The following is a 13,454-nucleotide window of genomic DNA, read 5'->3' as shown; positions in this document are numbered from 1 at the left end:
CTAGCCAAGGCCGGAGGTTTGCGCAAGAACAGGCAGGATCCGACTCATCGTCGCGTCATGCGCCCAACGCCGCCGATGCTGCTCATTGTGTTGTCGGCAATGGCGCTTCCGGCATTTGCGCTTCATCCCATCCGGCCAACTCGAGACCGGACCGTATCCGCTCCCGATCTTCCGAGCGCATCATGTGAAGGTCCGCCATGATTCCCTGCACGGTCAGGCCGGGGTTTAGGCGACGGCCCTCCCTGGTGCAGGCCCTTGCCTTGTCGATATTGCCGCCAAGCGCGTGACAAGCCGCCAGCCGCGACCATTGCCAGGCACTCTTTCGCGGGAGGCAGGAAAAAGACGCCACCGCTTCCGGATAGCGACCAAGGACAAGCAGGGCCTCACCCCGGTCGTAATAATACCAGGCGGGATGCATCGGATTGAGCTGGATCGCCTGGTCCAGCAGCACCAGGCCGGCCTCGCCATGGCCGCGTATCACCTCGAAAAAGCCCGTCTGCGCCAACGTGTCGGCATCATAGGGGTTCAGATCCAATGCGCGCGCGAAATGGCGTGCGGCGGCGTCGAATTCGGCCAGGTAGAGAAGGATCAACGCCAGAATGCGGTGGCAACGTGCCTCGTCCGGGCTGAGTGCAGTGGCGTGCAAGGCCCGGTCTCGCGCCTGATCGAGCAGGGCGCGGGGCGCGCCGCCATAGCCGCCTATGATCGTGTCCGCCAAGGCGAGATAAGCGTGAGCGAGCCCTGAATCCGGATCGAGTTCGAGCGCCTTTAGCAAATGTTCGCGGGCCTGCTGGTTGACGCCTTCGCCATAGCTGCGCAGAAGCGCGATGCCGCGCAAGATATGGACATAGGCCTCGATGTTGGCGGCGGGCGCGGGGGACATGCGCCGCATCGCCGCGCTCTCAATGTTGGCGACCAGCGCGGTCGCGATCCGTTGCGCCACCATCCTTTGAAAGACGAAGAGATCGCTGGTCCTGAACGAAAACGCCTGCGCCCAGATGCGCCGGCCGGACGCCGTCTCGGATAGGACGACGTGCGTGCTGTAACCATCCTCAGCGCTCTCGACGCTGCCTTCCGCGACATAGTCGGCGCCGAGACGCTCAGCAGTCGCCCAGATGTCCTGGTCGGAATGTTCGGCAAGCGCGAAGGCCGAATGGCGCGCCAGCACCGCGATGGTCTTGAAGTAGGAAAGCGCGTTGATGATCTCCTCGACCGCACCGTCGAAGAGCGGCTTTGCCGTCGCATCATCAACGCTAACGCGAAACGGCAGGATGGCGACCATCGGCTCGGGCGCTCGTTCAATCTGAACCGCAGCGGTGGCCGGCGCCAGCGAAGCGGACACGCTGTCGTCGTCGGCAGCCTGGAACATGTAGCCGCGCCGGGGCACGGTGCGCACCAGCGACTGCGTCTCGTCGCCTATGCATTTACGCACATCGCGAATGCATTGCGTGAGCGAATCCTCTGTCACGATGGTGCTGGGCCAGACAGCCTGGAACAGCTCGTCCTTACTCAGCACTCGGCCGGGATTGCGCACCAGGAAGGCCAGCAGTTCGAAGGTCTTTGGCCGCACCGGCACGATCTCACCGTCACGCCGCAATGTACCGCGGTCGAGATCGAGAACCGAGCTGCCGACCTGGTGTGCCAAGCTCCTGCACCATCGCTGCGCCTGATTGCGCAGCGATCATCGGAGCCGCAGAAGCCGGTAAAGGTCAAGCCCGAAAGATGCCGCAAAGGCGCTGCCACAGGCGCGGCCGCGTTTCGGCAGGAATCGTTTCGGCAGGGGTCATGGCCGTCTCACTCGTTGTCAGCAGGTCGAGATAGTGCAGCATCTGAGCCGTTTCGCCGCCACAGAATTCAACGTTGCCCGTCGACAGGATGCGGTGCACTGCTTCCCGTGCCAGGACCGACGGGAAGAAAGGTCCTTCAACCTTCGCATGCATGTTCGATCTCCAGGGTTGGTGCCGGCAAGGGCGTGCCGGATTGCAATGATCCGAGGTAGGCGGCGACCTTGCCCTGCAGCCGCCATAGCGTCGCGTCGCGGATGTTGCGGGCTTCGAGCTGAACGACGGTGCGGCGGAGATAGTCGGCGCAGCTTCCGATGTGACCGGCGGCGAGCGACAGGATCTCCACCGTGGTCTGCTCGGGCAGGCCTGCCGCATAGGCAGGGCCACTCCGGTCGGCGACGAAGGCGATGGCCCGCAAATTCCCAGCCGCACCTCGAACCGAGACCCAGCGCGGAATGTTGGTCGGCGGATTGGCGCTCATTTCCCGGCGCAGCAGCCGGTCGATTGCCGCGTCGATATCGAGGTCGGGGAGACGGTAGACGACACCGCGGCAGCTGCCGCCACGGTCGAGCGCAAGCATCAGCCCGGGCCGCTCGCGCGTGCCGCGCCAGCGGGTCAGCCACAGCGAAAATCGCCGATGCCAGCCATGAACGGTCGCCGGTCGCTCCTCGACGAATTCGAAGCATGGGTTCCACAGCAGCGAGCCATAGGCGAACACCCAAACGTCACGCGGGCGTCCCGCAAGCAGCTGCTTGCGAATGTCGGCATAGTCGCGATCCTCCAGATTGCGCAGTCCGGGCGCCGGGCCGGCGTCTTCGATCTTGCGATCGATCCTGGCGAGGAGGTCTTCTGTCAGGGCGATTGTCATGGCCGCTCATCGGGTTTGTCTCCCGAGAGCATTGCCGCGGCATGGCCTCCGCGTCCTGAACGGATGCTGATATTGTGCTGAAATCGAATGGAGCCGCCGCGGTCCAAACTAGCGACGTTGCCGTAGATGTCGCCTACCGGTCAATCATCACCATGGCGCGTTCGCCTGCAGCTTCGACAGATCGATGTCTCGAAAAAGCTTGCGCTGCGAGGGGCGGATCGCTGGTAGCTAGCGGAGTGCCAGCTTGTCCAGCCGTCTGCAATAAAGACGGGCGCCGACGGGGACGATCTCATAGCCGGCGTCGTTCAGCTGGAGCTTCATCTCCTCGAAATGCCGCTTTGAGCCGCTGACGATCGATTCAGGCGTGTAGTTCCAGCCGTTGCGGGCGGCATTGGCCAGGATGTCGGCATAGACGCGCATGCTCGTGATTTTCACATCCGATTCCAGCACCTGCCTGCATCCTCTTGCGAACGACGGCGACTGGGTGGCGGAAAAACTCACGATCGTACATGCCAGCATTATGGACACAGAACGCATGAAAACCTCCCCCGATTGAGTTTGTTTGCCAGAAGCGATCCTGCAGCCTTTGCGCCTGCGGCGGGATCGGGCAGATGCAGTATTCGGCGTCCTGCATTTGTAGTATTCTGTCCTGGGACGGGTTCCACCATGATGCTCAATGACGCTTCGAAAGCGCAGACGCTCGAGGCCTTGTCGGGCCGCGAGCGCGCGGTTGCGGAAAAATTCGCAGCCGGCATGACCTATCGCGAGATCGGCGAGGCACTTTTTATTGCGCCGACCACTGTTCGCACGCATCTTGCGACCATCTACGAAAAACTCGGGGTGCGTACCAAGATCGAGCTCGCGGCGTATTTTGCCGGCGCTTCGGGCCTACAGCCGGCTCCGGCCTTGTCCGGCGCCCCGCCGGTGCTCGCTATGTTCCCGATCGAATGCCTGAATTCCGAAGAGCGCTGGCGCCGCTTTGCAGACGGCCTGTCGTCGGACATCACCATCGACCTGGCACGATACGCGGGTCTGCCTGTCATCGCCTTCCACACGATGAAATCGCTGGGCAGCAAGCCGGCCGACTTTGCGGCGGACGCCAAGGCGCTTGGCGTCGCCTATATCGTATCGGGCCAGTTGCGCGCAGACGACCAGAGGATTCGCCTGACGATCGAGCTTGCCGACGCGGGCAATGGCGTCAGCCTGTGGAGGGAGCGCTACGACCGCCCGGTCGAGGATATCTTTACGCTGCAGGACAGCCTGACCGAAAGCATCATCAACGTGTTTGCAGGCAGTTACGGAACGCTGGCCACGGTTGGCCGCAATGCGGTTCGCCGCAAGCCGCCGGCCAGCTTGCGGGCCTACGACTACTACTTGCTCGCCCTCGAACAGCACACCACGTTCAGCCACGCCGGCAATGCCGAGGCGATCCGTCTGTTTTCACGCGCGCTGGAGCTTGACCCTACCTTCGCCAACGCCTGGGCCGAGCTCTCCTATGCCTATTCGATCAAGGCCTGCAACGGCTTTGGCGACGACCTGCTGACATCGATCGGGAACTGGCGGGCGGCGGTCGAAAACGCCTTACGCCTCGACCCGACGGACAGCTGCGCCCACGCATGCCTCGGCGATCTCAGGGCGTGCCTTGGCGATCTCGAAGGAGCGGAGCGCGCACACCGGCGCGCCTTTGAATACGGATCCCACCACGCCGGCATACTGGCGCTGCTGGCTGGCAGCAAGGCCCTTGTGGTCGGCGATCCGGCCGAGGCGGTCCCGCTCATCGAGCGCGCCATGCGCCTCAATCCGCTAGCCCCGCCCTGGTATTTCGGCATGCAAGGTCGCATCCTGTTCGTCGCCGGCAGATACGAGCAAGCGGTTGCGGCGCTCCGCAGGAGTTCGCCGGAGTCGCCGGACGTGCTGATGTTCCTGGCACTCTCGTATGCGGCCATGGGCGCGGCCGGCGAGGCGGCGCGCGCTACGGCCCGCTTGAGAGCCGAATTTCCGGGGTTTTCGGTCGAACGCTTCATCGCAGGCTATCCCGTGACGAACCGGGACGCGTTGCTTGCCATCCGGCACGGAGCCGAACTGGCGAAGCTGCCGTAGGCGCCGCCTACCGGTCGATCGTCCCCATGACGCGTTCGTTGTAGCGCTCACCCGCGACCTTGCCGGGCGCCAGTGCTGCGTCGAGCGCCTGCATTGCGGCGGCGTCGAGCTTGACCGCCGCGGCGGTGACGTTCTCCTCGAGGTATTTTCTGCGCTTGGTGCCGGGGATCGGCACGATGTCCAGTCCGAAGTCGCTGCCCTTGTGTAGCAGCCAGGCCAGCGCGATCTGGCCCGGCTTGACGGCCTTGGCCATGGCGATGTCGCGGACAATTCCGGCCGCCTGCACATTAGCGTCGTAGTTGGCGCCCTGGTAGCGCGGGTCGCCACGGCGGAAGTCGCCCTCCGGATAATCCTCGGCGCGCTTGACGTCGCCGGTGAGGAAGCCGCGGCCGAGCGGCGCGAACGGCACCAGGCCGATGCCGAGTTCACCGAGCAGCGGGATGATCTCTGGCTCCAGATTGCGCTCCCACAGCGAATATTCGCTCTGCACCGCCGACACCGGATGCACGGTATGCGCCCGGCGGATGTTGGCGGCACCCGCCTCCGACAGGCCGAAGAAGCGCACCTTGCCCTGAGCGATCAGCTCGCCGACGGCACCGGCCACATCCTCGATCGGCACCGCCGGGTCGACGCGGTGCTGATAGAGCAGGTCGATGTGGTCGGTGGCGAGCCGACTGAGAGAGCCGTCCACCGCCTCTCGGATATGCTCCGGCCGGCTGTCGCGGTCGGTGCCGATTTGCTTGCCGTTTTCGATACGGAAGCCGAATTTGGTGGCGATCGTCACCTCGTCGCGCCGGCCCTTCAGCGCGCGCCCGAGCAATTCCTCGTTGGTGTGCGGGCCATAGACTTCCGCCGTATCGAGGAAAGTGCAGCCGAGTTCGATGGCGCGGTGCAAGGTGGCAATCGATTCCGCCTCGTCGGCCGGGCCGTAGGACTGGCTCATGCCCATGCAGCCGAGGCCGATCACAGACACCTGCAGCCCCTGGCTGCCCAGCTTGCGTGTGCTCAAGGTCATGGATGAGGTCTCCGGATGGGATAGGGTTCGCGTGCGTCAAGACTATTGCCAGATGACCATATAGAGCGCTCGCCCGGTTCCCACAGCCGCTCGGCCGAGGATTGGTCGCACAATCGCGTGAGCGTGAAAAGGATCGCCGTCAGCCTTCGCTGGCAACCAGCAGCAAAGGCTCGCGCTCCGGGGTCGTCACCGAAAAGCCCGACGGGCCGACCGTGTTGAAGAAGCGGTGGAATATGTCGATGAAGACACGCACGAACAGCGGCTTTGCCGAACCGTACATGTCGGCGACGATCAGCGTCGGCGGCGGCAATTCGTCGAAGATCGGTTTTCGAACGATCCCGTCGCCATCGGCGGTGGCGCGGCCGATCGGCCGCATGTTGAGGATGGCCATGCCGAAGCCCGAGGCGACGGCCGAGCGGACCGTCTCGTAGGAGCGCGTGCGAAAGCGCACCTCCGGCCGTTTCGCCAGCACGTCGAACAGGGTCAGAAGATAGGTCGCTGTGTGCGGCAGATCGAGCAGCACCAGCGGTCGCGCCGCCAATTCCGCCAGCCAGATGCCGTCGCGCGCGGCGAGGGGATCGTCCGCATTGAGCACGGCGTGCGCCGGCACCTTGCAGATGCGGGTAACGCTGTCGATGCCGATCGGGCCGATGTCGTAGAGAATGGCCAGGTCGATCTGGCCGGCGACAAGCCGCTCCTGCAACTGGACCTGGTCGGCCTCGACCAGGTCGATCTCGACATCGCCGACGCTGTCCAGATAGCTGCGCAGCATTTCCGGCATGAACAGCGCCCCGAACGGCTCGAAACAGCCGATGCGCAGGACTTTCGGCACGCGGCCGCTGAGGTCGCCGATGGACCGGTTGAACTCCGTTTCCGCCGCCAGCATGACGCGGGCGGCGGCGACGAAGCGTTGACCGGCCGGCGTGATGGAGACGCCGCGCGCCGGCCGCCTGTCGAAGAGGCGAGCCCCCATTTCGGCTTCGGCAAGCGTGATCGCCGCCAGGATGGAGGACTGCGAGATGTAGAGCGATTTGGAAGCCGCCAGCACGCTGCCGAGGCGGGCAACCTCGCAGACATAGCGCAACTGCCGGATGGTCAGGTTCATGGCAATCTCATTGTTGCATTTTATAGCGCATATTACTCTCAATAATACATTTTGTGGAAATGCAGAAACCCGCCAGACTGCTCTTGCCGACAAGGCTGCCGGAAGAGCGGCCGTGGAACGAGGGGTACGAACTGCATGCCGAATGGGATATCTCCCATTGCCGACGCTGATGATCTGTGTCGCCTGAGCGCCGGGGAACTCAATGCGGCCTACCGAACCGGATCGCTGTCACCCGTCGAGGTGACGATGGCGGCGCTCGCCCGCGCCGAAGCGATCAATCCGCTTTTCAACGCCTTCACCATGATCGACCGCAAGGCTGCGATCGAAGCCGCCGGCGCCTCCGAGAAACGCTGGCGGGCAGGCGAGCCACTCTCGGCGGCCGACGGGATACCGACGACGCTGAAGGATATCGTCTGGGTCGAAGGCTGGAGCGTGCGCTATGGCAGCAGGACCACATCGGCCGCGCCTTGTGAGAAGGATGCGCCCGCCGTTGCCCTGCTGCGCCGAGCGGGCGCCGTCTTCATCGGCCAGACGACGACGCCCGAATTCGGCTGGAAGGCGATCACCGACAGCGGGCTCTGCGGCATCACGCGCAATCCCTGGGACGTTGAAAAGACGCCCGGCGGTTCTTCCGGCGGGGCGGCGGTGGCGGCCGCCACCGGAGCCGGCGTCTTCCACCTCGGCACCGATGGCGGCGGGTCGATCCGCATCCCGGCCTCCTTCACCGGCATAGCCGGACTGAAGCCGACTTTCGGCCGCGTGCCGGCCTATCCGTCGAGCGCGTTCGGAACCGTCGCCCATATCGGGCCGATGGCGCGGTCAGCACTTGATCTTTCGATCATGGCGCGCGCCATGTCCGGCCGCGATCTCGCCGACTGGCAGCAGGGCGCGGGAATTCTGGCGCCGCTTGGCCGGATTGAGGAGACGCTGGAAGGGGCCAGGATCGGCTACTGGTCGAAGCCGCCGTCCGGCGTGCTGGATGGCGAGGTCGCCACGACGATTTTCCAGGCGCTGACGCATTTTGGCGTGTTTGGCGCGACGGTCGAGCCGATTGATCTTCCGGGTGACGATCTTCTCGAACTTTTCCAGGCCCACTGGTTCACCGGCGCCGCCGCGCGGCTGGCGCTGATCCCGGAGAACGAACGGGCAGGCATCGATCCGGGTTTCCTGGAGATCGCCCGGGCCGGGGCGGCATTCGACGCTGCGACGCTGGTCGCCGCGCAGATCCGGCGCGGCGAGTTCGGCGCCGCCATGGACCGCCTGCTCGACACCTATGATTTCATCGTTTCGCCGGGAGCGTCGATTCCCGCCTTCGACGTCGGGCTCGAAGTACCCTCGGGCAGCGGCCTGTCGCGCTGGACCGAATGGGCGGGGTTTAGCTACCCGATCAATCTCAGCCAGCAACCGGCCTGCGTCATTCCTTGCGGCAAGACGGGGGGCGGCAAGACGGGGGGCGGCAAGACGGGGGGCGGCAAGACGGGGGGCGGCAAGACGGGAGGCGGCAAGACGGAGGGCGGGCTGCCGGTCGGTTTCCAGATCATAGGCGCGCGCGGTGACGACGCCCGCGTGCTTTCGGCGGCCGCCGACCTCGAGGCTGCCTTTCTGCCCATGACGCAAGCGTTTCGCGTGAGAGATTTCGCATGAAGAAAAGACTCTAACCGACGACAAAAAGGGGAATTTGCCATGATCAACAGACGTGCAATGCTGCAAGGCGTGGTCGGCGCGGGCGCCGGTGCCGCTCTTCTTGCCGGCATGAACAACGCGGCGATGGCCCAGGACGTCACGCCGATTCCGGTCGGCTCGGCCCTGCCGATGTCCGGCATCGCGGCCGCCGACGGCATCGAGTTCAAGAACGGCCTCGACCTCGCCGCCGAGGAGATCAATGCGGCGGGCGGCATTCTCGGACGGCCTGTCGAGATCCACATCGAAGACACCAAGGAAATGGGCGCAGACCTGGTCAGCCAGTCGATGCAGCGCCTGATCGACCGTTTCGAGGCGCCGGTCATCATCAACGGCTACAATCTCGGCACCAACATGATCGAAATGGACGTCGCCGCCGACAACGACGTCATCATGATGCACTACAACACGCTGATCTCGCACAGTGAGAAGTTCAAGACCGACCCGGAGCGCTACTACAGCTCGTTCCAGGGCGACCCGCCGGAATTCTGGTATGGCCCCGGCTGCCTGAACTTCCTCAAGACGCTAGCCGCGGACGGCAAATGGAAGGCGCCGAACAACAAGATCGCCATCATTCCGTCGGCCAACGAGTATTCGATCGTCATCGCCAACGCGATCCGCGATAAGGCGGCCGAATACGGCTTCGAGGTCAGCCTGTTCGAGACGGTTCCGTTCCCGACCAACCAGTGGGGACCGACGCTGGCGAAACTCCGCCAGGACCCGCCGGCGGCGATCCTGGTCACGCATTTCCTGCCGCAGGACCTGGCGCAGTTCATGGTCCAGTTCCTCTCCGAGCCGATCAACAGCCTGATCTACATGCAATACGGGCCATCGCTGCCGGCCTTCCGCGAGATCGGCGGCGAGGCGGTCAACGGCGTCGTCTACTCGACCGTGATCGGCTGCCTGCCGGACGATTTCTCCAAGTCGTTCCGCGAGAGCTACCGGGCGAAATTCGGCCCGAACTCCGCCTACATCACCGGTTCGCAGACCTATGACGGCCTGTGGATGTGGGCGCTTGCAGCGGCAATTGCCGGCGGTCCGGGCGAGCCGTTCAACAAGGAGCAGACCAGCAAAGTGGCCAATGCCTTGAAACGCCTGGTCTACCGCGGGGTCAACGGCACCTACCGGGCCGATCCGGCAGGCCAGTCGGCCTTCTGCTACCCGACGCAGGTGGCGGACCCGTCGCTCGGCATGCCGCACCAGTTCCTGCAGCATCAGGATTACAAGACCGATCCGAAGCTGATCGCGCCGGTGCTCTATGCGACGGACAGCTTCGTCCTGCCACCATGGATCAAATGAACCGTGGGGCGTGAACTCAGAGATGCAAACCGGCCGGGCCGTGCTTCCGACCGGTTTCCACCAGGCGAGAGAAGAGATGCCAGGCGAAAAAGATGACTGAGGCCGCGGGCCCAATGCTGGTCTGTGACAGCGTCGTCAAACGGTTCGGCTCCCTGGCCGCCGTCGACGGCGTGTCGATGGTGGTCAATCAGGGCGAGATCGTCGGCATTGGCGGACCGAACGGCGCCGGCAAGACGACCTTTTTCGACGTGGTGACCGGGATCACCCCGGCCAGCGGCGGTCGCGTGCATTTCGGCGACACCGACATTTCTGCCTTTGGGGCGGATCGCATCTGTCAGCTCGGCATGGCCCGGACCTTCCAGCTCAATGCCGCCTTCGACAGCCTGACGGTTCGCGAGAATATCGAGATCGCCGCCTATTTCGGCCGCCAGCGGCGAAGGCTGGCCGGCTTTCGCCTCGGCGAGGAAGTCCGGCAAGCGACGATGGAGGCGCTGGACTTCGTCGGGCTTGCGGCCAAGGCTGAGGAGACCGTGGCGCGGCTGCCGGTGCTCGACCGCAAGCTCCTGATGATCGCCGGCGCCATCGCCACCAGGCCAAAAATGCTGTTCCTCGACGAGCCGGTCGGTGGGCTCAACGTGGCCGAGATCTACCAGATCATGGCAATGGTGCTGAAACTGCGCGATCAGGGACTGACCATCGTCCTGATCGAGCATGTTATGCGCTTTCTCCTAGCGCTCTCCAGCCGCGTCATCATCATGCACCATGGCAAGGTGATCTTCGAGGGCAAGCCGGACAAGGTCGCCGAGGACCAGACAGTCGTCGAGACCTATCTCGGCCAGGGCACGCAGAAACGGCTGAAGAAATTCTTCGACGAGCAGGCCGCCACGAATCCGGTGGAGGGGGTGCAATGACGAGCACAGCCGCCAAACCGCCCGTCCTGCAGCTCGATGCCACCGTCTCCGGCTATGACGGCCTCGAGGTGCTCAAGGGTATTTCGCTCACCGTCAATGCCGGTGAGTTCGTCACCGTCGTCGGCCCCAACGGCCATGGCAAATCGACGTTGCTCAAGACGATCTCCGGCCTGGTGCCGCTGCGCGGCGGACAGATCAGCATCGACGGCCAACGCCTGTCCGGCAAGCCGCATGAGACGGCGATGCTCGGCGTCGCCCACGTGCCGCAGGGCGACATGCTGTTTGCGCAGATGAGCGTGCTCGAAAACCTGCTGATGGGCGCCTATCTGGCGCCGGACAAGGCCGAGATCAAGCGCCGGCTGGACGAGGTCTATACGCTCTTGCCGAAGCTCGCCGACCGCCGCAACCAGATCGCCTCGAGCCTGTCAGGCGGCGAACGGCGCATGGCCGGCATCGGCCGCGGCCTGATGATGGGCGGGCGCATCCTTTTGATCGACGAGCCGTCGCTCGGCCTGGCGCCGCTGATCATCGACCAGGTCTACGGCGTCATTGCCGAACTGAGCAAGGCCGGCCGCACGATCCTCCTTGTGGAGGAGAACCCGGCGCGGGTCGAGGATCTCGCCGACCGCCTGCATCTGCTCGACGACGGCGCAATCGTCTGGTCGGGCAAGCCCGCCGAACTGATGGCGCGCGACGAGCTCCTCGCAACCTATCTTGGAGGCTGACGCCATGACCGACGTTCTCATGGCCATTCTCGTCGCCGGTTTCACCTCCGGCGCGCTCTATGCCCTGGCGACGGTCGGGCTGTCGCTGGTCTGGGGTTCGATGGGCATGCTTAACATGGCCCATGCGGCCATGCTGACGCTTGGCGGCTACGTCGCCTTCACGGTGATCACCTCTCTCGGCCTGCCGATCGCGATCGGCTTTGCCGGCGCTATTCTTGTGGGCGCCGCGGCCGGCGCGATCCTTTATTTCGCGATCGTTCGCAACCTGTTGAAGAACGACAAGTCGACATTCGAATCCAACGTCATGATCGCCACGGTCGGTATCGGCATCGCGCTTGAGAACGCCATCCTCTTGACCTATGGCGGACAGCCGTTGAAGCAGCCGGTCTCGATCGCCGGCACCTTCCGTCTCGGGCCGCTGACGTTGCCCTGGCAGAACCTTTTGATCATCGCCGTGGTCGTCGTCATGATGGTGGTGATCTCGCTGGCGCTCGGCCGTACGCGGATGGGCCGGGCGATCCGGGCGACAGCACAGAACCGTGACGCGGCCCAGCTGATGGGCGTCGCCGTCAACCGCGTCTACCTGCAGGTGCTGATGTTGTCGGGCGCGCTCGCCGGTATCTGCGGCGTCATGGTCTCGTCGATGACGCAATTGTCGCCGCCGCTCGGCAACGACCCGATGCTGAAGGCCTTCATCATGTGCGTGGTTGCCGGTCTCGGCAATCTGCCGGGCGCGGTCGCCGCCGCGCTTGGCCTGGCGCTGCTCGAATCCTTCGTCCAGTACGCGCTGGGCGCCCGCTGGGGCTTTCCGTCGCTGCTGTTCGTAGTCATTGCCGTGCTTATCTGGCGACCGTCGGGCCTATTTGGCCGCGCCGAAATCCGGCGCATGTGAGGGCACATGACAGACACCAGACCCATGTCGCGCATGTCCCGGTCGGCAAAGATCGATCTTGCCATCAGCCTGGCCCTGATCGCGGCGGCGATCGCGCTGCCCTTCATGATCGACAGCCGTTACATCCTCGGCCAGATCGTGCTGGCGCTGTTTTATGCAACGATCGCATCGCAGTGGAACCTTTTGTTCGGCTTCTCCGGCATCTTCTCGCTGGCGCAAATGGCGATCTTCGCCTTCGGCGGCTATGCGACGGCAATGCTCTGCTTCTATTTCGGCTGGAATGTGTGGGCGGCGCTTGTGCCCGGCGCGCTCGGCGCCGTGCTGTTCTCGCTCGTCGTCGGCCTGGCCTGCCTTCGGCTGACCGGTGTCTATGTGGCGCTGCTGACGCTGGCGATCGCACAGACGATGTATCTGCTGATCGTCACCGATACGGAATGCTTCGTCATGGTCGGATCGGTATGCCGCCAGTTCACCGGCGGCGCCGTCGGCTTTGCCCGCTTCGGCGACCTCGGCACCAGGGCCTTGCTGCGCGGCCAGTGGCTGGTCGGCAATTACGCGATCATCGCGGTGCTGTTCGCGGTGACCATGATCTTCACCTACGCGATCGTCAAAAGCCCGATCGGCCTCGCCTTCCGGGCGCTCAAGGACAATCCGGGCTACGCGGTGGCGCGCGGCGTCAACCGCTTCCAGGCGCAGTTGCTGGTGTTCGGGATTTCGGCCTTCTTCACCGGGCTGGCCGGCGGTTTCTATGCCGCGCATTTCCAGGCGATCGGCCCCGGCGTGCTGTCGATGTCGCAGCTGATGTTCATCATCGCCATCGTCGTGGTCGGCGGCGTCGGCACGTTCTGGGGGCCGCTGGTCGGGACGGTGGTTCTGGTCCTGGCCGACGAGTTGATGCGCGAGAGCGGCGAGTTCCGCACGCTCGGCCTCGGCCTGATCATCGCGCTATCGGTGGTGCTGATGCCGAAGGGTCTGGTCGGCCGCTTTGGCGATCTTGTCCGCTGGCTGGTGCGCAGGCGCACCGGCCCAACGGGCAGCAACATTGTGCAAAGCCCGGTACCGGCCGGAAAATGAG

At 64.5% G+C, this 13,454-nt stretch carries 13 protein-coding genes; 7 read left to right on the top strand and 6 right to left on the bottom strand.

The window, feature by feature from the left end; genetic code table 11:
• Positions 1 to 82: 82 nt before the first annotated feature.
• The 4 genes from EJ066_RS28045 to EJ066_RS28030 all read right to left on the bottom strand — a co-directional run bounded on the left by EJ066_RS28045 (position 83) and on the right by EJ066_RS28030 (position 3,087).
• Positions 83 to 1,645, bottom strand: coding sequence for a winged helix-turn-helix domain-containing protein (locus tag EJ066_RS28045; RefSeq protein WP_189644384.1), 1,563 nt, complete (start codon positions 1,643 to 1,645; stop codon positions 83 to 85).
• Between the two features lie 64 nt (positions 1,646 to 1,709).
• The gene (locus tag EJ066_RS28040; protein ID WP_126043163.1) at positions 1,710 to 1,940 is read right to left on the bottom strand and encodes a hypothetical protein; all 231 of its coding nucleotides are present in this window, start codon (positions 1,938 to 1,940) and stop codon (positions 1,710 to 1,712) included.
• Positions 1,924 to 2,652 carry a gamma-glutamylcyclotransferase gene (locus EJ066_RS28035; protein ID WP_126043162.1) on the bottom strand — a complete coding sequence of 243 codons (729 nt, stop codon included), beginning with the start codon at positions 2,650 to 2,652 and terminating at the stop codon, positions 1,924 to 1,926. Before EJ066_RS28035 ends, EJ066_RS28040 begins: the two co-directional genes overlap by 17 nt.
• 228 nt (positions 2,653 to 2,880) lie before the next feature.
• A complete protein-coding gene (locus EJ066_RS28030) occupies positions 2,881 to 3,087 on the bottom strand; it encodes a hypothetical protein (protein ID WP_126043161.1) in 207 nt (68 codons plus the stop codon).
• A gap of 231 nt (positions 3,088 to 3,318) precedes the next feature.
• Between EJ066_RS28030 and EJ066_RS28025 the strand changes: the two genes are divergently transcribed.
• Complete coding sequence (locus tag EJ066_RS28025; RefSeq protein WP_126043160.1) at positions 3,319 to 4,752, top strand: LuxR C-terminal-related transcriptional regulator; 1,434 nt, start codon at positions 3,319 to 3,321, stop codon at positions 4,750 to 4,752.
• A 7-nt stretch (positions 4,753 to 4,759) separates the two neighbouring features.
• On the opposite strand, the gene EJ066_RS28020 is transcribed toward EJ066_RS28025, so the two are convergent.
• Positions 4,760 to 5,767, bottom strand: coding sequence for an aldo/keto reductase (locus EJ066_RS28020; RefSeq protein WP_126043159.1), 1,008 nt, complete (start codon positions 5,765 to 5,767; stop codon positions 4,760 to 4,762).
• A gap of 139 nt (positions 5,768 to 5,906) precedes the next feature.
• On the bottom strand, positions 5,907 to 6,872 hold the full coding sequence (locus EJ066_RS28015) for a LysR family transcriptional regulator (RefSeq protein ID WP_126043158.1): 966 nt from the start codon (positions 6,870 to 6,872) through the stop codon (positions 5,907 to 5,909).
• Positions 6,873 to 7,007: 135 nt separating this feature from the next.
• On the opposite strand from EJ066_RS28015, the gene EJ066_RS28010 reads away from it, so the two are divergent.
• The 6 genes from EJ066_RS28010 to EJ066_RS27985 all read left to right on the top strand — a co-directional run bounded on the left by EJ066_RS28010 (position 7,008) and on the right by EJ066_RS27985 (position 13,453).
• Complete coding sequence (locus tag EJ066_RS28010) at positions 7,008 to 8,516, top strand: amidase family protein (RefSeq protein ID WP_126043157.1); 1,509 nt, start codon at positions 7,008 to 7,010, stop codon at positions 8,514 to 8,516.
• Between the two features lie 39 nt (positions 8,517 to 8,555).
• Positions 8,556 to 9,851: an ABC transporter substrate-binding protein gene (locus EJ066_RS28005; protein WP_126043156.1), complete on the top strand. Its 1,296-nt coding sequence runs from the start codon at positions 8,556 to 8,558 to the stop codon at positions 9,849 to 9,851.
• A 92-nt stretch (positions 9,852 to 9,943) separates the two neighbouring features.
• The gene (locus EJ066_RS28000; protein WP_126043155.1) at positions 9,944 to 10,762 is read left to right on the top strand and encodes an ABC transporter ATP-binding protein; all 819 of its coding nucleotides are present in this window, start codon (positions 9,944 to 9,946) and stop codon (positions 10,760 to 10,762) included.
• A complete protein-coding gene (locus EJ066_RS27995; RefSeq protein ID WP_126043154.1) occupies positions 10,759 to 11,487 on the top strand; it encodes an ABC transporter ATP-binding protein in 729 nt (242 codons plus the stop codon). Before EJ066_RS28000 ends, EJ066_RS27995 begins: the two co-directional genes overlap by 4 nt.
• A 4-nt stretch (positions 11,488 to 11,491) precedes the next feature.
• Positions 11,492 to 12,379 (top strand): branched-chain amino acid ABC transporter permease, encoded by an 888-nt coding sequence (locus EJ066_RS27990; RefSeq protein ID WP_126043153.1) that lies wholly within the window; start codon positions 11,492 to 11,494, stop codon positions 12,377 to 12,379.
• Positions 12,380 to 12,385: 6 nt separating this feature from the next.
• Complete coding sequence (locus EJ066_RS27985; protein WP_126043152.1) at positions 12,386 to 13,453, top strand: branched-chain amino acid ABC transporter permease; 1,068 nt, start codon at positions 12,386 to 12,388, stop codon at positions 13,451 to 13,453.
• The last annotated feature ends 1 nt before the right edge of the window (position 13,454 follow it).

Origin of the sequence: Mesorhizobium sp. M9A.F.Ca.ET.002.03.1.2, from assembly GCF_003952365.1 — a bacterium.
Taxonomy (GTDB): Bacteria; Pseudomonadota; Alphaproteobacteria; order Rhizobiales; family Rhizobiaceae; genus Mesorhizobium.
Note: the sequence above shows the minus strand (reverse complement) of the source record. Positions and strands in the feature narration are given on the sequence as shown.